The sequence below is a fragment of the Brasilonema octagenarum UFV-OR1 genome (assembly GCF_963888615.1).
GTDB classification, from domain to species: domain Bacteria; phylum Cyanobacteriota; class Cyanobacteriia; order Cyanobacteriales; family Nostocaceae; genus Brasilonema; species Brasilonema sennae.
Window position 1 is genome coordinate 1 of record NZ_CAWPKW010000332.1, and the last position, 24,670, is coordinate 24,670.

General features: G+C 43.8%; 23 protein-coding genes. 11 read left to right on the forward strand and 12 right to left on the reverse strand.

All coding sequences use genetic code 11. The features are described from left to right. Positions 1-271 precede the first annotated feature (271 nt). From AC5590_RS29995 to AC5590_RS30010, 4 genes are all read right to left on the reverse strand, one after another. Positions 272-787 (reverse strand): GNAT family N-acetyltransferase, encoded by a 516-nt coding sequence (locus AC5590_RS29995; RefSeq protein WP_169266936.1) that lies wholly within the window; start codon positions 785-787, stop codon positions 272-274. Continuing rightward, the gene (locus AC5590_RS30000) at positions 787-1,113 is read right to left on the reverse strand and encodes a type II toxin-antitoxin system TacA family antitoxin (RefSeq protein WP_169266937.1); all 327 of its coding nucleotides are present in this window, start codon (positions 1,111-1,113) and stop codon (positions 787-789) included. Before AC5590_RS30000 ends, AC5590_RS29995 begins: the two co-directional genes overlap by 1 nt. 202 nt (positions 1,114-1,315) lie before the next feature. Further along, positions 1,316-1,483 (reverse strand): hypothetical protein, encoded by a 168-nt coding sequence (locus tag AC5590_RS30005; RefSeq protein ID WP_169266938.1) that lies wholly within the window; start codon positions 1,481-1,483, stop codon positions 1,316-1,318. Between the two features lie 15 nt (positions 1,484-1,498). Further along, positions 1,499-1,777, reverse strand: coding sequence for a Precorrin-3B methylase (locus AC5590_RS30010; protein ID WP_169266939.1), 279 nt, complete (start codon positions 1,775-1,777; stop codon positions 1,499-1,501). 276 nt (positions 1,778-2,053) lie between these two features. Between AC5590_RS30010 and AC5590_RS30015 the strand changes: the two genes are divergently transcribed. From AC5590_RS30015 to AC5590_RS30050, 8 genes are all read left to right on the forward strand, one after another. Then, the gene (locus AC5590_RS30015; protein ID WP_169266940.1) at positions 2,054-2,737 is read left to right on the forward strand and encodes an SDR family oxidoreductase; all 684 of its coding nucleotides are present in this window, start codon (positions 2,054-2,056) and stop codon (positions 2,735-2,737) included. Positions 2,738-3,013: 276 nt separating this feature from the next. Beyond that, positions 3,014-3,208, forward strand: coding sequence for a heavy-metal-associated domain-containing protein (locus tag AC5590_RS30020; RefSeq protein WP_169266941.1), 195 nt, complete (start codon positions 3,014-3,016; stop codon positions 3,206-3,208). A gap of 44 nt (positions 3,209-3,252) precedes the next feature. Next, positions 3,253-5,565, forward strand: a complete 2,313-nt coding sequence (locus AC5590_RS30025; RefSeq protein ID WP_169266942.1) for a heavy metal translocating P-type ATPase — start codon at positions 3,253-3,255, stop codon at positions 5,563-5,565. 431 nt (positions 5,566-5,996) lie between these two features. Further along, on the forward strand, positions 5,997-7,106 hold the full coding sequence (locus tag AC5590_RS30030) for a hypothetical protein (protein WP_169266943.1): 1,110 nt from the start codon (positions 5,997-5,999) through the stop codon (positions 7,104-7,106). Positions 7,107-7,597: 491 nt separating this feature from the next. Then, complete coding sequence (locus AC5590_RS30035) at positions 7,598-9,007, forward strand: PQQ-dependent sugar dehydrogenase (RefSeq protein WP_248277320.1); 1,410 nt, start codon at positions 7,598-7,600, stop codon at positions 9,005-9,007. Between the two features lie 95 nt (positions 9,008-9,102). Next, on the forward strand, positions 9,103-10,044 hold the full coding sequence (locus AC5590_RS30040) for an SMP-30/gluconolactonase/LRE family protein (RefSeq protein ID WP_348982733.1): 942 nt from the start codon (positions 9,103-9,105) through the stop codon (positions 10,042-10,044). Next, positions 10,041-11,078 carry a DUF4380 domain-containing protein gene (locus AC5590_RS30045; RefSeq protein ID WP_169266945.1) on the forward strand — a complete coding sequence of 346 codons (1,038 nt, stop codon included), beginning with the start codon at positions 10,041-10,043 and terminating at the stop codon, positions 11,076-11,078. Before AC5590_RS30040 ends, AC5590_RS30045 begins: the two co-directional genes overlap by 4 nt. 273 nt (positions 11,079-11,351) lie before the next feature. Next, positions 11,352-12,149 carry a sulfite exporter TauE/SafE family protein gene (locus AC5590_RS30050; protein WP_169266946.1) on the forward strand — a complete coding sequence of 266 codons (798 nt, stop codon included), beginning with the start codon at positions 11,352-11,354 and terminating at the stop codon, positions 12,147-12,149. On the opposite strand, the gene AC5590_RS30055 is transcribed toward AC5590_RS30050, so the two are convergent. Beyond that, on the reverse strand, positions 12,132-12,800 hold the full coding sequence (locus tag AC5590_RS30055; protein WP_169266961.1) for a cadmium resistance transporter: 669 nt from the start codon (positions 12,798-12,800) through the stop codon (positions 12,132-12,134). The two genes, AC5590_RS30050 and AC5590_RS30055, sit on opposite strands and share 18 nt — an antisense overlap. A gap of 71 nt (positions 12,801-12,871) precedes the next feature. On the opposite strand from AC5590_RS30055, the gene AC5590_RS30060 reads away from it, so the two are divergent. Continuing rightward, complete coding sequence (locus AC5590_RS30060; protein WP_169266947.1) at positions 12,872-13,552, forward strand: cadmium resistance transporter; 681 nt, start codon at positions 12,872-12,874, stop codon at positions 13,550-13,552. Between the two features lie 100 nt (positions 13,553-13,652). Here AC5590_RS30060 and AC5590_RS30065 read toward each other — a convergent pair whose 3' ends face one another. From AC5590_RS30065 to AC5590_RS30075, 3 genes are all read right to left on the reverse strand, one after another. Further along, positions 13,653-15,383, reverse strand: a complete 1,731-nt coding sequence (locus AC5590_RS30065; RefSeq protein WP_211178608.1) for a diflavin flavoprotein — start codon at positions 15,381-15,383, stop codon at positions 13,653-13,655. A 49-nt stretch (positions 15,384-15,432) separates the two neighbouring features. Beyond that, positions 15,433-15,963 carry a phosphate-starvation-inducible PsiE family protein gene (locus AC5590_RS30070; RefSeq protein ID WP_169266948.1) on the reverse strand — a complete coding sequence of 177 codons (531 nt, stop codon included), beginning with the start codon at positions 15,961-15,963 and terminating at the stop codon, positions 15,433-15,435. Between the two features lie 260 nt (positions 15,964-16,223). Further along, entirely contained in the window at positions 16,224-17,954 is a 1,731-nt protein-coding gene (locus AC5590_RS30075; protein WP_169266949.1) for a diflavin flavoprotein, read from the reverse strand. Positions 17,955-18,254: 300 nt separating this feature from the next. On the opposite strand from AC5590_RS30075, the gene AC5590_RS30080 reads away from it, so the two are divergent. Then, positions 18,255-18,419: a hypothetical protein gene (locus AC5590_RS30080; RefSeq protein ID WP_169266935.1), complete on the forward strand. Its 165-nt coding sequence runs from the start codon at positions 18,255-18,257 to the stop codon at positions 18,417-18,419. A gap of 46 nt (positions 18,420-18,465) precedes the next feature. Here AC5590_RS30080 and AC5590_RS30085 read toward each other — a convergent pair whose 3' ends face one another. From AC5590_RS30085 to AC5590_RS30100, 4 genes are all read right to left on the reverse strand, one after another. After that, on the reverse strand, positions 18,466-18,903 hold the full coding sequence (locus tag AC5590_RS30085) for an RrF2 family transcriptional regulator (RefSeq protein WP_169266950.1): 438 nt from the start codon (positions 18,901-18,903) through the stop codon (positions 18,466-18,468). A 253-nt stretch (positions 18,904-19,156) separates the two neighbouring features. Then, positions 19,157-20,149: a LysR family transcriptional regulator gene (locus AC5590_RS30090; protein WP_169266951.1), complete on the reverse strand. Its 993-nt coding sequence runs from the start codon at positions 20,147-20,149 to the stop codon at positions 19,157-19,159. 349 nt (positions 20,150-20,498) lie between these two features. After that, entirely contained in the window at positions 20,499-23,849 is a 3,351-nt protein-coding gene (locus AC5590_RS30095; protein WP_211178610.1) for a PAS domain S-box protein, read from the reverse strand. Next, a complete protein-coding gene (locus AC5590_RS30100; protein ID WP_169266952.1) occupies positions 23,839-24,093 on the reverse strand; it encodes a helix-turn-helix domain-containing protein in 255 nt (84 codons plus the stop codon). Before AC5590_RS30100 ends, AC5590_RS30095 begins: the two co-directional genes overlap by 11 nt. A 291-nt stretch (positions 24,094-24,384) precedes the next feature. Here AC5590_RS30100 and AC5590_RS30105 point away from each other — a divergent pair, with 291 nt between their 5' ends. After that, positions 24,385-24,645 carry a hypothetical protein gene (locus AC5590_RS30105; RefSeq protein WP_246162591.1) on the forward strand — a complete coding sequence of 87 codons (261 nt, stop codon included), beginning with the start codon at positions 24,385-24,387 and terminating at the stop codon, positions 24,643-24,645. Positions 24,646-24,670: the final 25 nt, after the last annotated feature.

Genomic DNA, 24,670 nt, shown 5'->3' on the forward strand with positions numbered 1-24,670 from the left:
TCGGGAACGCCCGTCGCCTGGCTGTCGGGAAACCCTCCCGCAGCGCTGGACTCACCAGATGCCTGGCTGTCGGGAAACCCTCCCGCAGCCGGTTGTCGTCACCGTCATTCGCGCTGGCTCAACGGACAGGTGCGCGACTGTCGCAAAGCTCGCCGGACGGAAGATTCCGCCCGGCAGACTTTGCGGGAAACCCGCCCACGGCACTGTCCTCCCCAACCTACGAAAATTAAGGTTTTTGGCTCTAACTGAACCGTATTGGCCCATAAAGAACTTAACCTGCGGCTTCGAGCGATCGCCGAATGTCCTTGAAGAGTAAAAGCAGGTGCAGGGGATTGGTTGGGGATTCTTCCATGCCAAACTTGAGGTAAAAGGCGCGGGCTTCCTCGTCTTTGGCGTGGACAAGAAAAGCGCGACCGCCAATAGTTTCTGCCCCCGCCAGGGAGCGACGTAGCGCATTGCGGAACAGGGCTTTGCCTAAGCCTTTTCCCTGTTCGCCTTTGTCTATGGCAAACCGCGCCATCAGGATCACCGGCACAGGATAACGCCCTTGCCCTTTCATGACACGAGCGGGAGCCGACTCCGGTGATATGGACGCAGGGGCAAGGCTGTAATAGCCAATGACGCGATCAGCACGAGTCAGGATGTAGGTTCTGGCTCCGCCGCTTGCCTGATTTTGCAAAGCGTATTTGATCAGGAAATCATTAAGTGGCGACTTGCCGCAATCGAAATCCGCGATCAGGTGATGTTTGGCAAGCAGAACAGGCTCGTTTAAAGGCTCACTGTGCATTAAAACGGTTCCGGTTCGCTAAAGAGTCGCTGCAAGGCGGGAACGACTTTCGGCGGTGCGTCAAGACGTTCGCAGAACGCTTCCCACTGCTCAGGCGGCAAGCGAAACTCTGTTTGATGCACAAGAATCGCATTCGCGGCATCAAGTGATGCTTGCAGCACAAACTGGCTGACATTCGTGTGCCGCACGCGGGCAGCTTCTGCCAGTATCGCCTTTTGTGGCTCCGTTGCCCGAATGGAAAGCCGCGATTCTTTGGGCGTTGCGGCTTCTGCCTCAAACATAGTTTTTCTCCTATGGCGTTCTTCGTATTCCCAATGTACACCCAATTAATAAAAACTGTAATCTATGTTAAATGCGATCGCCCTTGGCGGCTCCCTGCCGGAGCATCGCACCTAAAAGCCCTTAAAAAGGGGGGCTTATAACCCTGTTTTACCCCCTTTTTAACTCTGTCGCCGCAGGCGTTGTGATCTTAACCGAACCGTATTGTGAGGTAAAATGGGAAAGAGGAAATAGATATCTGCGCAATGACTACGGCTCTATTCCTTGATCAATCCAAACATCAATTGCGGTTTTTACTTCTAATTCAGTCACGCTAGACCATTCTTTTTCGTTAATGATTGTTTGAAATACCGCTCTTTTACCGTGACCAACTTTTTCTATTACGTGTCCGCGATACAAATTTTTAGGCTTAATCATTTTTATATGTGCTCGTTAACGGATCTGGGTTTTGGATTTTCGTGCCGACTTGGGCGGTGTTCGGTGTGCCCCAAAGTATTTCTCACTGCGATAACGTAACCACACGCGCAACACTTGCGGAATCTGTTCTTTTTGTTCCTTGCTTAAGGTATTGTAAAGAGCTAACGCCTGATCGCGTTCCCCCCGACAAGCAGCATTGTTGTGGGCATCCCAATAACTGCGAGCAACCCGAATCCGCCGACAGACTTCTTTAATGAGTTCTTCCCCAGCAAGTGGAACTTCCTGCTTTGCCATACAATTATGCTACAAATTTCTAATACCATTGTAGCGAGTTAGATCTAACTCAAACTCGTCAAATCCGCAAATCGATTTCAACATTGTAAATGCGATCGCCCCAAAGCTATATCACTGCTAAACTTCTACATATAGCAGTCGCCAGTTACCAGTTACCAGCGATCAGTTATCAGTTGTTACTGTTCACTGTTTACTGTTCACTGTTTACTGTTTACTGTTCACTGTTCCCTGTTCCCTGTTCCCTGCTATAAATAAAAAACGCGATTGGATATCTAGATGACCAAGCAGATAGTGATAACAGGCGTGAGTCGTGGTCTAGGTTTAGCCATGACCGAACAGTTTATTGCACGAGGACATACGGTGATTGGGTGTACCCGCTCAACCACAGCCGTGGAAGAATTATGCCAGCGCTTTGCTGCTCCTCATGATTTCACCTCTGTCGATGTTGCGGACGAATCAACTGTGCAAGCATGGGTCGAGCGAATTCTCGCAACCTATGGCTCGCCCGATTTATTGATCAACAATGCCGCTTTAATGAATGATCCAGCACCCTTGTGGAAAATACCATCGGATGAATTCTCGCAGTTAATTGATGTTAACATCAAAGGCGTTGCTAATGTGATTCGTCACTTCGTGCCAGCGATGATTCAACGCCAGCAAGGGATTATTGTCAACTTCAGTTCGGGTTGGGGGAGATCGACCTCGCCGGAAGTTGCTCCTTACTGCGCCTCGAAATGGGCAATCGAAGGACTCACGCGATCGCTTGCGCAAGAACTACCTGCTGGCATGGCAGCAATTCCCCTCAATCCCGGCATCATTTACACTAAAATGCTAGAAATTTGCTACGGCGAGGATGCAGCCCGATTTACACCACTCAATAAGTGGGTGGAAAAAGCGGTGCCATTTTTGCTCTCGTTGAAACCTGAAGATAATGGCAAAGCGTTAACGGTGCCGAATTAGAGGATGTCCAGTGGATTGATTGACCAAGAAAGGGGTGTAAGGGTGTAGGGGTGTAGGGGTAAACGCTGTAGAAAAAGATCCTCTTGACTCTCCAGTTGACTAGAGATTTTAAAATAGATTCAAAACGAAACACGTTGTTAGGACTTACGCACGCACTACTAAAAACAGTGGGTTGCGATTGCTTCCCTCCGGTCGCAATGACTATGATTACGTTGTTCGTGCGTAAGTCCTGGTTGTTTGTAACTACACACCACTAATAATCAATCATTTACCTTTATGACACTACAACTTCAAGTCCCCAACATGGCTTGTTCTGCTTGTGCAGACACTATCACCAAAGCAGTTCAAGCAATTGATGCCAATGCAACTGTTCAAGCTGATCCCAAAACCAAAATTGTGTCCGTGAAAACTAACGCTTCTCAAACAGCAATTCAGGAAGCGATTACACAAGCTGGATATACAGTTGCCTGATTTTTGATATCTACTACTCTCAAGGGTGCAAAGGAGTTTGTGAAATGGATACCCTCACACTCAAACTACGAGGCATGAGTTGTGCGTCATGCGCCAGAAATGTTGAACAAGCAATTCGTTCTGTTCCTGGAGTGATTGACTCTAATGTCAACTTTGGTGCAGAACAAGCTAGTGTCAAGTATGATCCGAGAAAAACCAGCTTGGAGAAGATTCAACAAGCTGTAGAGGATGCGGGATACTCAGCTTACTCACTCCAAGAACAAGAAATGCTGACAGGAGAATCGGATGCCGAGAAAGCTTCCCGGAATGCTGAAGAACAGGATCTCACCCGTAAAATTTGGGTAGGAGGTGTTGTCAGTATCATACTTGTGTTGGGTTCGCTGTCTATGATGACAGGACTCAAGCTACCCTTGATTCCTGCTTGGCTGTCTAATGGGTGGTTTCAATTGGTGCTGACTGCACCTGTACAGTTTTGGTGTGGATATAGGTTCTATATCAACGCCTGGAAAGCCTTGAAGCGACACACAGCAACAATGGATACGCTAATTGCACTGGGTACGAGTGCGGCGTTTTTCTACTCGTTGTTTGCAACTGTTTTCCCTAACTTCCTCATCAATCAAGGCTTGATGCCAGAGGTGTACTACGAAACAGCAGCGGTTGTGATCACACTCATTCTGCTGGGGCGACTTTTTGAAAATCGCGCAAAGAGTCAGACTAGTGATGCGATTCGCCAACTCATTGGTTTACAAGCTAGAGATGCCCGTGTTATCCGCAATGGCAAGGAAATTGATGTTCCCATTCAAGAAGTTCAGATTGGTGATGTGATTTTGGTGCGTCCAGGTGACAAAATTCCTGTTGATGGAGAAGTGATAGAAGGCGCTTCTACTGTTGATGAATCAATGGTTACCGGCGAAAGTGTCGCAGTCAAGAAGCAGCCACCAGACGAAGTTATAGGAGCGACAATTAATAAAACTGGTAGCTTTAAATTCCGGGCAACAAGAGTAGGAAAAGATACCGTTTTGGCTCAAATTGTTCAACTGGTGCAACAAGCTCAAGGCTCAAAGGCTCCCATTCAAAGATTAGCAGACTCTGTAACGGGATGGTTTGTACCAGTGGTGATTGGTATTGCGATCGCCACCTTCATCATCTGGTTTAACATCGTCGGCAATTTGACATTTGCCCTGATCACCACAGTTAGTGTGTTGATTATCGCTTGTCCCTGTGCTTTGGGTTTAGCAACCCCCACTTCTGTAATGGTGGGTACAGGTAAAGGTGCAGAAAACGGTATTTTAATCAAAGGAGCAGAAAGCTTAGAACTGGCACACAAAATTCAGACGATTGTCCTGGATAAAACTGGAACTCTGACTCAAGGTAAACCCACTGTCATCGACTATGTTACCGTCAACGGTACTAGGGATAGTAATGAGTTAAAACTTCTGCACCTAGCCGCATCAGTTGAGATAAATTCTGAGCATCCTTTAGCTGAAGCAGTTGTGAGATATGCTCAATCACAGCAGGTAGATTTGAGTGACGCGCAGAAATTTGAGGCGATCGCAGGAAGTGGCGTGCAAGCGATTGTTTCCAACCACCTTGTCCAAATTGGGACACAACGCTGGATGGAGGAATTGGAAATTAACACTGATACCCTCCAAGAACACAAAGCTGCGTTGGAAGCTGCTGGCAAAACTGCGATTTTGATTGCTGTAGATGGCGAAATGCAAGGATTGATGGGTATTGCAGATGCCCTAAAACATAACAGTGAAGCTGCTGTCAGAGCACTACAGAAGCTCGGTTTAGAAGTAGTGATGTTGACGGGAGATAATCGTAAAACTGCGGAGGCGATCGCCCGTGAAGTTGGCATTACCCGCGTCTTTGCCGAAGTTCGACCAGATCAAAAAGCACAGGTGATTCAATCTCTTCAAGCAGAGGAGAGAAGAAGACGAGCGCAGGTGTCTCTTGTGGACAAGAAGAGGGAAAATAGAAACTCTATTGTGGCGATGGTGGGTGATGGTATCAATGATGCACCTGCCTTGGCTCAAGCAGATGTGGGGATAGCGATTGGTACAGGGACAGATGTTGCGATCGCAGCCAGTGATATCACTTTAATTTCTGGAGACTTGCAAGGCATTGTCACCACCATTCAACTCAGCCGCGCCACGATTCGTAATATACGTCAAAATCTCTTCTTTGCCTTTATTTACAACGTTGCTGGAATTCCTATTGCTGCTGGCATTTTGTTTCCCATCTTTGGCTGGTTGCTCAACCCAATTATTGCAGGAGGAGCGATGGCTTTTAGTTCCGTGCCTGTCGTGACTAATGCTTTGCGCTTGCGTAATTTCCGTCCCAAAACTATCTGAGTTCGTAGAGGTAAAAGACAAATGTTGAGCAAAAGCAAGATTTTAGGAGCGATCGCTGGTTTGACCGATTTGCAGGACAGGCATAGCAATACAAAAACTCCTAAGTGTTAATTATTAGACCAGTACCCATGCTCAGATCTTGCACCTCTCCGTATAAAACCGTACAATATAAAAAGAGGTGCATAAAAATACATGATTTTTATTGGCTTTTCTCGCTAAATAAAGACTTATAGCTTAATACTGAGTGACTCAATGCCATCAATTTTTATTGATGCAAAATGTCAGCATGCGAACAATAATAATGTCCTATTTACTTTAAATAATTAAGTAAAATGGTTTTTAGCATGATATTGTCTCTACCCCTTATTTTTCTAACTTTAATCTTGCTATTTTTTTACCGAAAATTTAACAAGAGCAATCAAGATTTAATTTTGCTACCAAAAATAGATAAAACAGATAATTTTGGGGACATAAGACATTTTTATTTAATTATAAAAACTTTAATTGTGATAGTAGCTAATTCAAACAAACAGGAAGCAGAACTTCAGGTTATTCTTGTTAACCATCAATCTCTTCAACAAAAAGTTTGGAAGCTAGATGAAAAAATTCTTAATTTGTTGTGGGAGCGCGATAAAGCAGTAGAACTTACAACAAAAATACGCGCAGAGAATACTATTTTGGAGCATAAAAATAAGGAGTTAGAAGCTAACAGAAAAGCATTGATTGAAGAACTAGGTGGTGCTGTAGGTAGAGAAGACCTCGAATATGCTACATGGGACTTAGTTCTTCAGACGACTCAATTATTAATCAAGGAGCGAGATAAAGCTGTAGAAGAGAATCAATCACTCAAACAGGAAAACAGCCAGCTAGTTCAATCTATTAACCGTCTAGAATCTCAAATAAATTCCAAAGAAAATGAAATTAATTTCGTCAAGCAGAAGTTAAGCGATACAGACCGAGAAGTTAGCGCATTACAAGCTAGATATACTTCGCTAAAGCATCTTCAAAACGAGATTGCTCAAAAAGAATCTGATATTCAAGCTTTAAAAGAAGAGAATTCTGAAAATCAAAAAATAATAACTTCTTTAAAAGATAATCTTTATAATGAACAGAGTTATAAATCAGAAAAACAACAAAATATAGAAGATAATAGTAAAGATAGATATAAATTTATCCAAAACCTACTAATAGAGAAAGAACAACTATATTCGAGTGACATCTATATAGATCTGCATAAAAAGAATTTTTCATCTGCAATAAAAGAATATAATAATTTAATATATTTTATTCAAATTTCTTTTCCGGATTTCGGGATAGAAGAGATAAATGAATGGAGACAAACTGAAAGTTTTTATTTTCACATTATTAGCCAGTTATATGTGATTAATTCACTACTAGTTTGTAAGGTTAGGGAATTGGATAAAAAGACTGGTAAAGCATTATACTGGTGCAATCAAGTATTAGTGTCAGAATTAAATATATTATTGTCTCAAGCTTCCTTTTTAGACAGCCAAGACTTTAATATATCTTATTTTGCATAGTGCTTAATCGCATACTCATCCACCTTACTTGGAATATCTTTCCAATTTTCTAGCTTGAGGTGAAACACCAAAGCGCGAACTTTTTGGCGCAGTTCTTTGCGTAATTGTTCCTTGAAATGCCAGCCGGAAGGGGCAGTTTCATCGCTGGAATAAAGTTTGTCAATGGCAAGGGAGGCTTGTTCTAAGGAACTAAGCTGGTTGTGCTGAGGTGAGGTTTTTGGTAACGCCGATGTAGTCTACAATGAGTCCGAATTCTTTATGAGAATTATAAACGCTGTTGGTACGGGCGATCGCTTGGGACAAACTGCCAATTTTGTAGTGGTGTAGTGGAAGCTCAGTAGTAAGATATTAGACATGGCTCGTGTAAGGCTGTCGCATTTGTTTATACTGACAGAATACCGTTACATGGGCTTTTTTTGATCTTCCGAACATCCTCTAAGATGAAAAAATTATATATTTTCTTTTGTATCTGCTCTGTTTTGTTTTCAATTTTGGCTTTTTCAAGTATTTCCTCTGCCCAGATTACAAACCCCATTCCCGTCAAACTTGAAAAATCAAATCTCCGTGTAGGGCTTAAAGAAGTTGTGCAAATTCCCATAAGTGGAACGGGACGCGAGAGAGTGGCGCGATTGAATCTTTTGACTCATGCAGGTGATGGTAGTGGAAGGTTATTTGTTAATGATATGCGTGGCAAGCTTTATGTCATTTTGAACGAGAAAGCTTCTGTATACATGAATTTAAAAAATTTAGTTTGCCCAGGCTTTAGCGATGAAACTTCACAACAGGGTTTTTCCTATTTTGCGTTTCATCCAGAGTTTGCTAAAAATGGAATTTTTTACACTATACATAGCGAAGAAAAAAATAATCGAATTCCTGATTTTCCAGTCACGAAAACAATTTTTGATAGCAAAGGCAAGGTTATAGAAAGTTCTCATCACGAAGTGATTCGCGAGTGGAAAGCTACCAATCCTGCTGCTAATACTTTTTCTGGAACTTTTCGGGAAATCCTTCGTATTGAAAAACCTTACCCAGATCATAATATAGGGCAATTGAGCTTCAATCCTAATGCTAAACCTGGAAATGCAGATTATGGGATGCTGTATATTGCAGTGGCAGATGGTGGGAGCGATGGCTTTCCTGTCAGCGATACAGATCCTCTAAATAATGGACAAGACCTCGGCACTCCCCTTGGTAAGATACTCCGTATTAACCCTTTCGGCAATAATAGTGCTAATGGCAAATATGGCATTCCCAAGGACAATCCTTTTGTTAAAGATGGTAGTCCAAATATTAGTCCAAAAAAACTAGGGGAAATTTGGGCTTATGGATTGCGCAATCCCCATCGTTTTAGCTGGGATATGGGTGGTGAAGGCAAAATGTTGATTGTCGATATTGGTCAAGCTTTTATCGAAGAAGTGAATCTAGGCATCAAAGGTGCTAATTACGGATGGGGAAACCGTGAAGGAACTTGGGTGATTGATGAAAAAAATGAGAATGTCCTGTTTCCATTACCTAAAAATGATGCTGATTATGGTTACACATATCCTGTTGCTCAATATGAGCATGACAAACCACCCAATTGGTCAGGCTACTATGCGGTGGCGATCGCTGGCGGTTATGTTTACAGAGGCAAAGCGATTCCAGAATTGGTAGGTCAATATATTTTTGCGGACTTTTGCAATGATGGACGCTTTTTTCATGTGCCTGTCAATCAACTCGTTAATGGTAAACAGGCAAAGATAAAAGAACTCAGACTTTTTGACGGCAAACGAGAAACTTCTTTTCTCAAAATCCTTGGCAATGAACGTTCTGATGTCCGGTTTGGCATAGACGAAGCAGGAGAAATCTATGTGACGTCTAAGAGTGATGGTAAAGTAAGAAAACTTGTTCCATCACTATAATCACGTCATTATCAAAACCGCTATCAAAGAAGCAAATAACAAATTTTTATGCAAAAGAAACGAATCAAATGTTTGTTGGCTTAAGGTAGGTGATTGTGAAACAATTTACTTTACGAATAGCTGCCTGTAGTTTATTACTAAGCATTTTGACTGTACAACAGAGTCAGGGAAAAGCGATCGCTAATTTACAAACCATCATGAGCAGCAACACCAAGCTAGAAAAGTTGGCTGATGGTTTAAAGTTTACAGAAGGGCCCGTCTGGCATCCGCTTGGCTTTTTACTCTTCAGTGATATTCCCGCTAATACTATCTATAAGTGGACAACTGACGGTAAAATATCCATCTATCGTCGTCCTGCTGGCAATCCCAACGGCAATACGTTCGATAGGGAAGGACGGTTAATTACTGCTGAACATGAGCGCCGGCTTGTACGGACAGAAAAAAACGGTCAAATAACCGTTTTGGCTGAACGCTACCAGGATAAGCGTCTCAATAGCCCAAACGACGTTGTGGTCAAGTCAGATGGTAGCATTTACTTCACTGACCCGCCCTATGGTATTAGTAAGGAGAAAGAAGAACTTGGCTTTTATGGTATCTATCGCTTGAAACCAGATAAAACCTTGGCTTTGCTCAACAAAGATATGGTGCGTCCTAATGGACTTGCGTTCTCTCCTGATGAGAAAAAACTCTACGTTAGTGATTCTGAAAAAGGACACATCCGTGTTTTCGAGGTTAATTCAGATGGCACATTAACTAACACGAGGGTTTTTGCAGAGTTAACTGGACCCAAAGACAAAGGTGTACCCGATGGCATGAAGGTAGATGTCCAAGGCAATATCTACTGTAGCGGTTCAGAAGGGGTGTGGGTTTTCTCGCCAACAGGTCAGCTTCTGGGTAAAATTCTCGTGCCAGAGGTGGTCACAAATTTAGCTTGGGGTAACAAAGACTACAAAACACTTTACATCACTGCAGGTCAGAGTGTTTATCGTATTCGCCTCTTGGTAGCGGGAGTGCAACCGCCGAAGGATAAACGATGAAGACTAAAACGTGGAATCTGTTTTGCTTCGCTTTATTACTAACGGTTTTTATTGTGGGTTGGGGACAAGTCACTGCGAAGATCCCGAACCAAAAAACTCCATCACAATATGCAAAAATTACGGTAGTAAAGACTAATTACCAAGGCTGGCGAGACTCCTGGGTTTTGAGTAATGGTCAAGTAGAAGCAGTTATAGTACCAGCAATCGGGCGGGTTATGCAGTTTCGATTACTAGATGGAGAAGGTACATTCTGGGAAAATCCGAAAATGTTTGGCAAAGCCCCCAATCCCAAGCCAGAAAAATGGGTTAATTTCGGGGGTGATAAAACTTGGCCTGCACCTCAGTCTGACTGGACAAAAATCATGGGGCGAGATTGGCCTCCACCGACAGGTTTTGATTCCATACCAGTTCAAGCAAAGGTTGACGGCAGCGAAGTGACGCTAATTTCTCCTATAGATCCACTTTACGGCATTCGGACTTATCGCAGGATTCGACTCGATCCGCAAAAACCTGTGATGACTATTTCCACAACTTATGAAAAGGTCAAAGGCAAGCCCAAAGATGTTGCGGTATGGGTGATTACACAGTTGCGTAATCCAGTGGCGGTATACGCTGCCCTACCCCAAGCTTCGATTTTTCCTCAAGGATATAACAGACAATCCGAGGAGTTACCAGCCAACTTAAAGGTGGAAAACGGGATGCTCTCATTGACACGTGATCAGAAAAAATCCCACAAGATAGGCTCTGATGCAAGTACATTGTTATGGATTGGAGAAAAAGTTGTAGTCCGCATTGACTCACCCAGAGAACCTGCGGTTAGTTATCCCGACCAGGAAAGCAGTACTGAAATTTATACCAATTTAGATCCAGATGCTTACGTGGAGCTTGAATTTCTTAGTCCACTAAAAGCCCTGCAAATTGGGCAAAGAATCGATTTTACCACCACATATACTTTACTTCGGCGCACGACCCCGAATGCTGAAGAAGAAGCAAGGAAAATTATTGGACGATCCAAAGTAACCCAAGAAAGATAGCGAAAGCTACTAGACAACTCTTCCTTCCTACCAACGGGTTTTGACTACATCCCATTAACACAGTACAAAAGAACTCAAGAATTCATTTATTCTCTGTGTAAATAATAATCTCTTGTTCATCTGTGCCATTACGCTAGACGTTCGCTCACTTTTTGAGTTAAAGTACGGTAAGGACATAGAATTATTGTATTTGTCAAGCGAAAGGGGTTTGCATCTACCAAGCTGACTTCCGGTCAGAGATAAAACACCTTTAACCCTTTCTAGAACAGCAATATGCATTACTCATTATTACCCGTATTCAGCTTCTTTATTGGTATTGTCGTCGGCTTAACAGGCATTGGCGGAGCATCTTTGATCACGCCAATGCTCATTTTTTTATTCCAGGTTCCTCCTTCCATTGCTGTGAGTTCTGATGTTGTGGCTGCCACGCTGATGAAGTTTGTCGGCGGCTATAAGCACTGGCAGCAACGAACCGTCGATGTGCAAGTGGTGAAGTGGCTGGCATTTGGCAGCGTTCCCGGATCGCTTTTTGGGGTAGGAATTTTGCATTTCATCAAACAAACAGGGGAGCAGAACCTAGACGACATCCTGCTGCACTTGGTTGGAATGATGATTTTGTTTATGACTTTGTTAGCACTGGCACAACTGCTGCTATTGTCGTTTTTCCCGGATTTTAAATTACCAGAGCTACCAAAGTTTGACTTGACAACAAAGCTGGGTCGTGGTTGCGCAATGAGCGTAGGAGCAGTTTTAGGCTGTTTGGTTGGTTTAACAAGTGTCTCTTCCGGTTCGATGTTTGCATTGGTGCTGATTGGCTTTTTCCAGCTAGAGACTCGTAAGTTAGTGGGTACAGATATCTCACAAGCCGCAATTTTATTACTTTTCACTTCCTTGGGACATCTCACCCTTGGGACAGTTGACTGGAGTTTGGTCTTACCAATATGGTTAGGCTCTGTACCTGGGGTACTGCTTGGTGCTAAACTTTGCCAACTTGCGCCTCAACGTCCACTGCGGTTTATCATTTACACAATCTTGCTCATGGCGAGTTACAAGTTAGTTGCCCCAGTGTGAGTGTAATATCAAGCTGAATGTTCCTCTTTCGTACATGATAAAAAGACCAAGGCAAATCAACACAAAAGGAACAACGGCTCTACCGTAGCGGCTTAAAATGTTAGCGATCGCTCTTTGACGAGCCAATAGGTAAGCAACAGCACACCAAACGCCTATTAAGACAAAAAATACACATAAAGTTACTCCCAAACTAGCAAAGCTCTTACCAGCAAATAAGGGTATGTAAATACTGATATTATCACCGCCATTAGCAAATGTTACTCCTGCGACTTGATAAGTTTGGGGATGCAAAATACTCAACACAAAAGACAGTATGGGGTTACTATGTGAGGAGGAGTGAAAATCAGTGGTTACTGTTTGAACTTGCGTAGTTTCTTGTTCTTTTTTCACCAATAGCTTTAAACCAATTGCGATCGGTAGTAATCCCAGGAATCCAATCCATTCTCGCGGGATGAACAAGCCACCAAAGAATCCTGGTAAGCTAGCAATGATGATCGCTGTAAAACCAAGGTACTGACCAAACACAATATGTCGTCGCCGAAAATTGGCATCTACTTGTGAGAAAAATAACAACAGAATGAGGATATCATCAATATTGGTAGCAACGAAGGCAATGACAGCTTCCGTGAAAGCCGTCCAAAGTTGAGTTATGGTCATTGATAATAAATATGATGTTATCAAGCCTATAAATTATATATAAAAAATAAAATCATGATATATATATGAGTGGGTTAGTCTCTGGAATTAGCAGGGGAATAGTTGCCTTCACCGCCACGAATATTGATGATATTATTATCCTTTTGCTCTTTTTTTCTCAGGTTAATTCTACCTTCACTCGTAGGCATATTATTCTTGGTCAGTACCTTGGTTTTACAGCACTTGTCATTGCCAGTCTCCCCGGTTTCTTTGGTGGATTCATCTTATCGCCAAACTGGATTGGATTATTAGGTTTAATACCTCTTACTATAGGCATTAGTAGTTTGGTGAACCCAGGAGAAGATTCAGAAGAAGAAGCAGAAACGGAACAATCACAAGATTCTAGTTTTGCAAGTTTTCTTTCCCCTCAGACTTACAGTGTTGCTGCTGTCACTATTGCTAATGGTAGCGATAACATTAGCGTTTATGTACCATTATTTGCGAGTAGTGATTTAGGAAGTTTTTTGGTAATTCTAGTCGTATTCTTTTTGCTAATAGGAGTTTGGTGCTATTCCGCATACAAACTAACAAATCAACAAGGAATAGCTGAAACTGTCACTCAATACGGTAATTATCTTGTGCCTTTTGTTTTGATAGGATTGGGTAGTTTTATTGTTTTAAAAAGTGGCGCTTTGAATCCAGTCAAACTCTTATTTAGCTGTTTATGTTTGATAGTTCTTGTAAAAGACGACCAGAAAATAAGCTAATGCGCGTCTGGTTTGCGTGGTTTGGATCTCTATTTTCAAGGCAGGTTTAACGCATTTCGGCGGAATTCAAGAGTCCGCCTATGCGGTGGGGAGAATGTCACTAGCTACCTGATTTGCGGTGCTCGATCGCACTCACGCCTATCGCTTCTAAGACTTTGCCCTCATTTACCGTTGCGTAGATTAACCAGCGATCGCCACATTCCATCCGCTGCTGAACGGTACATTCCAAATAGGTGAGGGCATCACTGAGAATTAAGCAACCGTTGTTAGCACTTTGAGTCGCCAACTCAGCAAAGGGATTGTCTCCTGGGGTACTGCGATAAGAAAAGTGTCGCCGCAGGTTGCGTCCTTCCTTAAGGATGTTGAGGACAAATTGATCACCAGGATGAATAATCGCATCGGCATTTTGATTTTGAGCGATCGCAATCATCAAACCAGGAGGATTAAAAGTCGCTTGAGAGACCCAAGATGTCAGGATACCACTATGGCTGTCACCGCGTCGAGAACTGAGGACGCACAGAGAACCGATAATCCGCCCAACGGCTTGTTGTGTTCGGTCAATTTGGGCTTCTGTTAAAGCTTGGCGAGGTGTACGCAGCTTTTGTTTCTTTTTCAAGACTTGGGCAAATTCTGCCCCCGCATCCTGACACTGCTGTAAAGTGGACTCAGTGGGACTGAAGCGAACGCGGATAGTTTCAAAGCCTAAACGGAAATTGGCATCCAACAATTTGTTTTCAATCAAATCGGTGGCTTCACCACTCCAGCCGTAAGAACCAAAGACTCCTGCTAGTTTAGTTTTCGTCGCTGCTGATAGAATAATTCCCAAGGCTGTTTGAACTTGAGTGGGTGCATGACCTCCTAATGTAGGAGAACCGATAATAAAGCCATTGCAAGCTTCCACTGCACGGGTAATTTCGCTGGGTTCTGCTAGTTCGCAGTTGATAGATTCGACTGCAATCCCATTTTGAATTAACCCTTGGGCGATCGCCTGTGCTAAAATCGCTGTATTACCATAAGCAGACGCATAAAGCAAGGCTACTCGCAATTCCTGGGTTTTCTGTTGTTGGCACCATTGACGGTAATCGTAGGTAAAGCGACTGAGGCTGTAGCGAACAATCGGACCATGACCAGGTGCATAAAATTTGGCTTTTAAAGGTGCTAATTTCTCTAAGGCTGCTTCGACTTGTTTTGCCTGGGTGGCGTGGAGACAGTCAAAATAGTAGTGGCGATCCGCATCCAGTTGCTTCCAATTTTCATCAAAAACAACATCGCTACAAACATGAACCCCAAAAAATTTGTCAGTGTAGAGAATACGGGTTGCATAATCGTAAGTACACATTCCATCCGCCCAACGGGGAGTCGGTACAGTCACGAATTGCAGTTGATGTTCTTGTCCCAAATCTAGAGTGTCTTCGGAACGGACTAGCTGAATTTTCGACTCCCACTCAGGGAAAATCGTTTTCAGAACATTTGCACTTGGTTTAGAACAGACAATCTTAACTTGGGGTGCTTGTTCGAGGAGGACTTTGAGGGTAGCCATCCGGTTAGGATTGACGTGATTGAGGATTATGTAATCTAATTGCGTCAATAGAGCGTGTTTGTTGAGTTCTTGTAAGAAAATTTGGGTAAAAGACTCGCCCGGAGGGTCAATTAAAGCAGTCCGATCAGCTTGGATGAGATAAGAATTCGCTGTTGTTCCTTTTTGGCGGGCGTATTCAACTTCAAACTTGAGGCGTTCCCAAGTGCGCGATCGCAAAACTAAAGTATGAGTCGCAATTTCAGCAACTTGAACGTCACGAGGGCGGCTGGTTGTGGGGGCTAGAGTTTGCATTAGTATAGTAATGGGTTGGTTGTTAAGGGTTAGATCACAGGAGACATTTTCAGAACTCAACATGCGTATGAGGTTCAGCCATTTCTTGGGCGAGGCGGTTTTTGTATCGCTTTGAGACTTGGTGTTCTGGATCGATACCTTCAAAAGTTGGAGGTAACCAAACTCTCACAACCAGTAACACCCCTAACACCACTAAGAAAGCACAGGCGGCTAAAACTTGCATAAACGATGTTTCTAATACGCCTCGCACAATCATTTCTCGCAACACAGAAACAATTGACACTTCTACGGCGACTCCAATAGAAACTCGTTGCTCTTGCAGGTAAATGATCAACAAACGAAATAACTCTACTAAAATCAGCAACGACAGGATATCTGCTGTGACGCTGTGGAACTGAATCGGGGGGATGAGAGAGAGGAACATGGCGCGGATTTGTAGCACCATAAAGCTAAATAGCCCGATGCACAGCGAAATCACAATTAAGTCCTGAACCAATTCCAGTGCTTGCACAATTCGACCGAGATTTAACCAGCTTTCGCGCTTCACAGGTTTGACTGGTATGTTTTTGAGTAATTGCATTGTTTAAAGACTCCAATGAAAGTGAGGGAGTGATATTACAGCAGTTTTCACCTAAATGAACCACACCATTTGTAAGGGCGCAAGCAAGAGCGTCGCTATGACTATGGTCTATTTACCTGAAAATGGCTGTAAATTCGTTTGTACCGGAATTATTTGTTGTTCCTCTTCCTCTCCCTCTGCGTTCTCTGCGCCTCTGCGGTTTTTTAATGATTCAAATTCAACCGGAAACCATATGAGTGAGAGAGGAAAGTGGTTTGCAGTTAATAGTGGTTACCAACCTTGCGATGGTGGACGGCGCTGAAGGCATCTAGTTTGGCGACTCTGCCAGTTTGGACGCTGCTGTAGATAATCCAGTGATCGCTGCACTCGATTCGCGTCGTGACTTTACATTCCATATATGCCAGTGCATCTGCCAAAATGGGACAGTTATTGCTGGCGGGGTAGGTTTTGATGTTTGCAAATCGATCTGCACCGGGAGAGAAACGCTTGAGGAAGTGTTTCATTAAGCTTTGGTAGTTGTCTTCCTCTAAGACGTTGAGAACAAAGCGATCGCCTATGTGGAGTAATGATTCAATTGCTCGATCCTTGGCAACTGCAATCGCGACTCCTAAAGGATTCATGCTCGCTTGCATCACCCAAGAGGCTAACATGGCACTGCTGACATCTGCTTTATGGGCGGTAATAATATAGAGTCCACTGCTTAACCGTCCCAATGCCCGTTCTAAATCATTATCTATGGCTTTGATTTGTTTGATCGTGCGATCGCGAGTCAACCACTGTCCGATATCTGTACCCGCTTCATCACACATTTGCTCGGTGATATGCGTCGGTGGTTCTTTCACCAAAATGGGTGGAAAAGCTTCCGTCAGACCGATTTCTTGAAACTTGTTACGCAAGGGATAAATTGGTTCATCTTCTCTACCGCCAGTTTCAAACAGTCCGACTGCTTGCTTACGGTGTGCAGCTGCGAGAATGGTACTTAAAGCTGCATGGGCATTTTGATTCGATTGAGATGGCATACCAATCACCAAACCCGTGGCTTGGTTGACGAATTCCCGGACTTCCTGAGGTTCAGCAGTATTTAAATCTACCAGTTCTACTGCTACCCCATTTCTCTGGACGCCATGAGCGATCGCTCTTGCCAATTCGTCACTCCAGCCGTAATCTTCACAGTAGAACAGGGCAACGAGGGTATCTGTCTTTGCCTGTTCTTGACTCCATTTCTGGTAGCAACTCACCCAGTCTGACAAATGATGTTGTAATAAAGGTCCATGCCCTGTGGCGATTGTGCCGATATCTAATTTTTCCATCCGCTTGATAGCAGACAGCACGGAACGGGCATTTGGAGCCATCAGGCACTCATAGTAATATTTAAAATCGGCTTCGATTAATTCTGGATCTTCATCAAAGGTGTGCTCGTCGCAGTAATGCATCCCAAAAGCATCGCAGGTGAAGAGGATGCGGGTCTTAGCATCGTAGGTAAAAATAGTATCAGGCCAATGCAGATTGGGGGCACTCACGAATTCTAACTCATGTCCGTTGCCTAAATCGAGGCGATCGCCATTCTTAACTATCAGCGATTGAAATGGCTGATGTATCATATTTTCTAGGAACTGGATGGCAACTTTTGCTCCTACTACTGTCACCTGAGGAGCTAACTGCAACACCTCTTTAACAAGTCCACTGTGATCCGGTTCAGTATGACTAATAATTAAATAATCTAGCGTTGAGAAGTCAATCAATCCCTTTAAGACATCTAAATATAACTGCTGAAACTTGCGGTGAGACGTGTCAATTAAAGCAGTCTTCTCACTTTGAATTAAAAACGAATTATAGGTTGTACCATTGTCCAATCCAAACTCGATATCGAAGCGATCGCGATCCCAATCCAGAGAACGAATAGCGATCGTTTCATCCCCAAGATCGACTATTTGCATAGTCAAGCGATCGTGGGATTGAGTATTTTCAGAACGAGCAGTGAGTGCAACCATACGCTTGTGCCTCCAACAATCTTCTGGCGTGAGTGTTCTTAACTCTCATTCTGCTTGGAAGCACTCCAATTGTAAAATGTCAATTCTTAAAGCTAATTATTAGTTATTTCAATCGTAAAAATCATTCTATTTTTCTATTCTTATCATTATCACTTACACTGATTTTAGGCTTTTCTGCGGCTCCAAAAAGCGGTATAAGTAGAACGCTTATAGGACTTACGAACCATCTGCCACCAAACCCGGTTTTTTCGTTCGTATTTGGTTACGAAACAGACGATTTTTGCTCTTAACCGGGTTTGTTTGCGTAAGTCCTGGCTTAACAACGTCGTCGGGTGGGCACTCTTGCTCGACCAACCCAAAATTGCGGGGTTAAGGCAAGTTGGGGAAGTTGGGGAAGTGGGGGAAGTTGGGGAAGTTGGGGAAGTTGGGGAAGTTGGGGAAGTGGGGGAAGTTGGGGGAGAGTAAGAATTTTTTCACCTCATCTACCCCTCAAAGTTGATGTCATGGACTACTAGATGTAGTACATAGATTCCATCTGTCGTTGTTTCGCTCGTTGCTCACAAATGTCATGGATGGTATACTTCTGTAGAACAGAGTAAACTGCATCACACCCTTCTTGCCAAACCTCTTGAACAACTTCAGTTTCTATTGAACTGGGGGTGGAATTCTTCTTGGGCACATCTGCGTCTCCTTGTTCCATGCAACGGAAAGCATCTAGAAGTGTAATCTTTCGCGGTTCTCGCGCTAGAACATAGCCACCTTTGACGCCGCGTATGCTCTTAATTAAACCTCCACGCCTTAATGTCGCCAGAAGTTCTTCCAAATAGCGGTTTGGTATGTTTTGTCGTGCTGCTATTTCCCGGATTTGTAATGATTCACCGCTAGAATAACAGGCTGCTAGCGCTATCAGGGAAAGAACCGCGTACTCAGTTTTGTTAGAAAGTTCCATAGACGAGAATAATATAGACCCATTTAGTTATTACCTGTGAGCAAGCTGAGTGTCAGCCTAACCATTAGAATTAGGGTCACACAGGCAATATCTCGCTAATCTTGTGCTGGATAGGTTTACGACAAGTATAAAGAAGACCACTAATAAAATCAAATATTTTTATTTGTCACTTTAATCAAAAAAAGTGATGAATCAGTATAAGTACTTATTTTACTCCAGCGGCTATTTTGTCCAAAGCATCGCAAAAATAGATTTAGTTGAGTTCGGACTCCAAAACTTTTGAGTTTTGACCGTTCGCTTCGCTCAAGGGCATGCTTTTTGACTCTGGACTTTGCACAGCGCTCAAAATCTCTTCAAAGGCGATCGCAACTCGGGTTTGAAAACGTTGTTTGTGTTTGAGCTTCCAAACAGGTTGAACAATGTCTAGCTCGGTGGCAGAGTTTCTATCAACCACACGAACGGCGTGAAGTGTAGATAGCTGTATTTCCTTGGTAACCATCAATTCCGGAATAGCAGCAGCACCAACACCGCTTTCAACCACTGCTTTCACCATTTCGCTACTGCTCAAGACAAGAACAATATCCAACTGAGTCAGTTCAATTCCCCAATTTTGTAAAGCTTGCTCAAACATTTGCTGTGCTCCCGAACCTGGCTCTCGCATCACCCAAGTCGTCGCTAGCAGTTCTGCTGGGCAAATTTCTGTACGCTTAAACCAGGGGTGAGATGTGCCAACCACAATTTGCAGGCGATCGCTCCCCACAACTTCCTGCTCCAAATAGTTCTTCAGTGAGGGTTTAACGTCTCCTGTTACTAAAGCAAAATCAAAAAGTCCTGTAGCAGTCCCTTCGCAAATTTCTTCTGCATTACCCAGCGTACAATCGATATGAATACCGGGATATTGGCGCTTGAACTGGCTAATTTTCCCTGGTAACCAGTAGTTACCAATCGTCAGACTTGATCCCAACTTTAATTCACCTCGTTGGAGATTATTTAGTTCTTTCAAGCCTCGCTCAGTTAAAGAAACTTGCTCAAGAACTTTCTGTGCTTCCATTTGCAGCAATTTACCAGCATCAGTAATTTCGATATGGCGACCAATTCTATGGAATAGTCTGACGCCATATTCTGCTTCCAAACTTTGAATTGCTGCACTCACTGCTGGTTGAGTAATATAAAGCGTTTCTGCAGCACGGGTAAAGTGCATCAGTTCCGCAACTGCCAAAAAAATTCGCAACTGCTCAAGCGTCATTTTGAACCTTAAGGCTTTTTGGGTATTGAGTCTGACCACTATGGTTGATGACTTCCTAGTATTGTACGGTAATTATAGGCAACTACCGTATTTAAAAATAAAGTTTTTCTGACATATTTGGCTTTTAGTTATGTGCCTGAATATTTAATCAAAAAAAAGAAGCAGACTCTGTATTATTCGTGACTTTACAACTTTGTGTATTGGAAATACTGAGTTGTAAAAAAGCTAATAAAGGACTGCATAATAAACATTAGCATAAGTATTATCGTCAGAAAAGAACACTCAAGATAATCATTCTTTGTGAACTAGACATGTGCGAATTTAATGTATTATGAAAACTTTGTGGATCTTATTTGCTCGCTTTGATGAGATCAACAATAACCTTTACCAGTTCCTCTGGCTCAATTGGTTTGGTAATATGTCTTTGAAACCCAGCTCTGTTCGCTTGCTCTTGATTGATTTCTCCGGCATAAGCAGTCAGAGCTACAGCTAAAACATCTCTGCCTTGTGTGGATGTGATTGCCCGGATTTGTCGCATTAGCATATAGCCGTCCATCTGAGGCATTCCAATGTCTGAGATCAACACATCAAAGTTTGTTTGCTTAAAAGTTTCCAAAGCTTCTATTGCCGAAGTTGCTGAGGTAACCAGGGCACCACTTTGCTCTAGTATAAAAGTAATCAAATCTCGTGTGTCTGTATCGTCATCGACTAGCAAAACTCGCAGATTTGCAAGGGGGAGCGATGAGGAATTTTGGATGAGAGATGAAGAAGTTGATTCATCCAAATGCCCGAAGCCTTGATCGTTTAAAAGCGGCAGTCTGACGGTGAATGTAGCCCCCTGTCCAACTCCTGGGCTGTCTGCGTGAACGGTTCCCCCGTGCAGTTCCACCAAGTGACGAACGATCGCCAACCCTAACCCTAATCCGCCAAATGTTCGAGTTGTCGTGCTATCAGCTTGACGGAAGTATTCAAAGACATGGGGAAGAAAGTCTGGAGTAATACCTTTGCCTGTATCCCTAACTTGAATTTGAGCTTGCGATCCTATACGGTTGAGTTGAATTTCCACGTTTCCACCATTAGGCGTAAACTTAACAGCGTTAGTAAGTAAGTTCCAGATGATTTGCTGTAAGCGAGCAGAATCCCCAAGGATTTGCCCTATGTCTTTTTCAAACACCGTCTCAACTCGAATCGATTTGGCTTGGGCTGCTAACTGCACGGTTTCCATTGCAGCTGTGATGGTTGATGCTAGGTTAATAGGAGCCATGTTGAGACTGAGTTTGCCACGCAATATGCGAGAGACATCCAACAAATCCTCAATCAGTTGTACCTGTAGCTTAGCGTTGCGTTCGATTGTTTCCAAAGCATAAGCTGTTTTTGCGGCATTTAATTTACCGTTGCGAAGCATACTCGACCAGCCTAAGATTGGGTTGAGGGGCGATCGCAACTCGTGAGACAGTACTGCTAAAAACTCATCTTTAATGCGATTTGCAGTTTCGGCGGCTTCGCGGGCGGTTTGTTCTCGTTGCAAGATTTGTTCTCGTTCGGCTTCGATGCGCTTGCGCTCGGTGATATCTTTGAAGAGGACGGCGACTTTGCGACTTGGTGGTTCTCCAATACGGCAGGCATACACCTCAAACCAACGGTTCATCACTTGGGAAGCATTCTCGAAGCGAATCGGTTCGCCAGTCAGTGCGACTTTGCCGTAAATCTCATACCAATGAGCTTCAAGATTTGGAACGAGCTGACGCGCCGTTTTGCCCACTGCTTGTACGAGTCCCGTTTGTTTCTCGAATGCCGGATTGGTTTGCAAAAAGCGGTAATCAATCGGCGTATTGTTTTCATCAAAGAGCATTTCGATGATGCAGAAGCCATCATCAATGGACTCAAACAACGTTCGATAGCGTTCTTCCGAAAGGCGCAAGGCATCTTCGGCAAGTTTTAGATAGGTAATATCGATGAGTGCGCCAGGAAAAGAAACGGGGTTGCCTGCTGCATCATACTCGACTCGCCCGCAAGCCGACAGCCATCGCTCCCCGCCACTAGCAGTCCGAACGCGGTATTGGGCGGCATAGCCCTTACCCGATGAGATCGCTTGATTAATTGCGGTCGAAACGCTATCGCGATCTTCTTCGTGGATGGCATCGATAAACAGCTCGATGGGCAATCCAACTGTCGTCGCGATCGCCGGATCTACGGCAAACAAGTGAGCAAACGCAGCGTTAACAACGACGCGATCAGTGAAAATCTTCCAACGCCAGGTGTAAACTGATCCAGCCGCCAAAGCGGACTCTAATTGCACGTGTGCTTCTCGCAGCGCCATTTCCGCTTGCTGGCGTTCGGCTTCAAGGCGTTTTGCTGTGGAAATGTCCCGTGAAATAGCGAGCAGTTGTACAACTTGTCCTGATGCATCTCGGATCGGCGAAATAATAGTATCCCACCATTTCGGCTTACCCTTTGCGGTGGGGAGGTAGCCTTGGAATTGACCCGTGTTGCCCATTCTGGCGGCTGCGATCGCAGCTAATGCTTTATCATAATCTTCGCCCTGCCAGAAACTAACCCAGTCGCTGTTGAGAATCGATGCAGAATCGTCAACTTCCAAAAGATGTTGCCCCCCTGGATTCAGGTAAAGGAGGTGCCCGTCTAATCTTAAAACTTTGATCCAGTCATTGCTGCTATCTAGAATGCGTTGCTTTAGCTCTTCACTTTCTCGCAGGGCTTCTTCGATTTGTTTGCGATCTGTAATATCAATCAGCCAGCCGTCCCAAGCATCTCCGTCTGCGGTTCGTAACCCACTCGACCTGCCTTGAATCCACTTGAGTTTCCCACTAGACGTAATAATTCTGCCTTGCCAATCCCAAGGGAGAAAGTTCTCGGCAGCTTTAGCAGCCGACGCTTGAAATGAGGGTTGATCGTCGGGATGAATCTGGTTCCAAATTAAATTAGCGTCCTGTAATGCCGCTGATGACTCTACTTCAAACAAATCACGGCAACCAGAATTAACAAAGGCAAAGCGATCTGAACCATCGGCTCCGGCAATATAGCGATAAACCATTCCTGGTATATTTGCGAGCAGGCTCTGCATTTGGGCTTGGCTCTCGTGCAGTGCCTGTTGAGCATCAACAGCCGTTTGACGGGCGCGACTGCTACCTAAAGCAGCGGCGGTAAAATTTGCCAAGCTAGTCATCAGCCGCACATCTTCGCTATCGAAGTGCCGTTGCTCATCGTGAGACACGATCCAAATCGTGCCTAGCGGTTGCTCATCAATGGCTAAAGGAATGATTAAACTTTCAATAATTGCGGGTTTCGCCTGTTGGAAGTAAGTAAAATACCGTTCGGGGTACAAAAAAAGCTGGGGCGATCGGCGTTCTAGACACACCCCACAAGGGCTAAAATCGCCTGGGCTTGTCCCCTGCTCATATTCCTCCAACTCTCCAGCCAGTGCTACCCAACGGAAAATTTCCTCTCCAGTGGGGGTGATCTCTAGTAAGCTGACCCCAGCAGTTCCCGCTTGACAAAGATCCCTGGCAACAGCAACAAGGGTTTTGAGCATAATTTGCGGCGATTCTGCTAGTTGCCGAGCCAGAGTATGCAGGGCTTGGTTCTCGGCTTGCAAGTCAATTGTTTTGGGCAAGCGACGAGATAGTTCTTCCGTAATCAGAATGTCTTCTAGATTAATCTGCTTTTGCTCATCACAGGTCATCGCCAAGCTCCATCTCTGGGAAATACTGATTCAATAATGCTTTTCCCGACACACCCATTTGCAGCAGCTGGTCTTTAATCAACTTAAGTGCCATTGGGGAAGGTGTACTATGTCCGTTCTCCCAACGATTCACGGTTTTGAATGAAACACCTAATTGTGCAGCAAACCGTTCTTGAGAAAGATTGAAGTGCTGCCGCAGTTCACGGACTAAATCTGAGGTGGAGCTTGGCTTGGTAGTTGCCATCGCCTTTTTCTATGCCTTTTTACTTAAGTATAGGACAAAAGGGATAATACTTGTCCTATCTTTAAAAAAATTATTAAATGTATTAAGTTCTCTCCCCCTACACCTCTAGTTTTGATCAAAAAAAGAATCGAAAAATTAATAAATTCAATCTATGACTTTGACAAAAAAGAATATTTGCTTTTACTAATAGGGAGCAATAAAGTGAGACTGTGCCACAGCAGAGGAACTTTGTTAAGGCGAAAGTTTACCAGTTTCACAAAAGACATCTACAACTGTTGGAAATTTGCTCACATGACCATTACTGACCAAACTCGACTGAAAAAAAGTGCTCACGGTTTAAAGCCGAACTGTCTATCATTTAGAGAAGTACTAGCACAATCCTTTGCTGTCATCGCTCCCACTACGATGGCGATCGCAGCATCCAACATCGGCTTAATTGTTGTCTTATCGGGAAATGGCACTTGGCTGTCGTTTGTAATTGGCTTAATTGGATTGGTGTTTGTGAGCGTCAATATAAATCAGTTTGCCAGTGGTGATTGCTTCATCGTTTGATGACGAAATCTAAGATTAGCTCAGA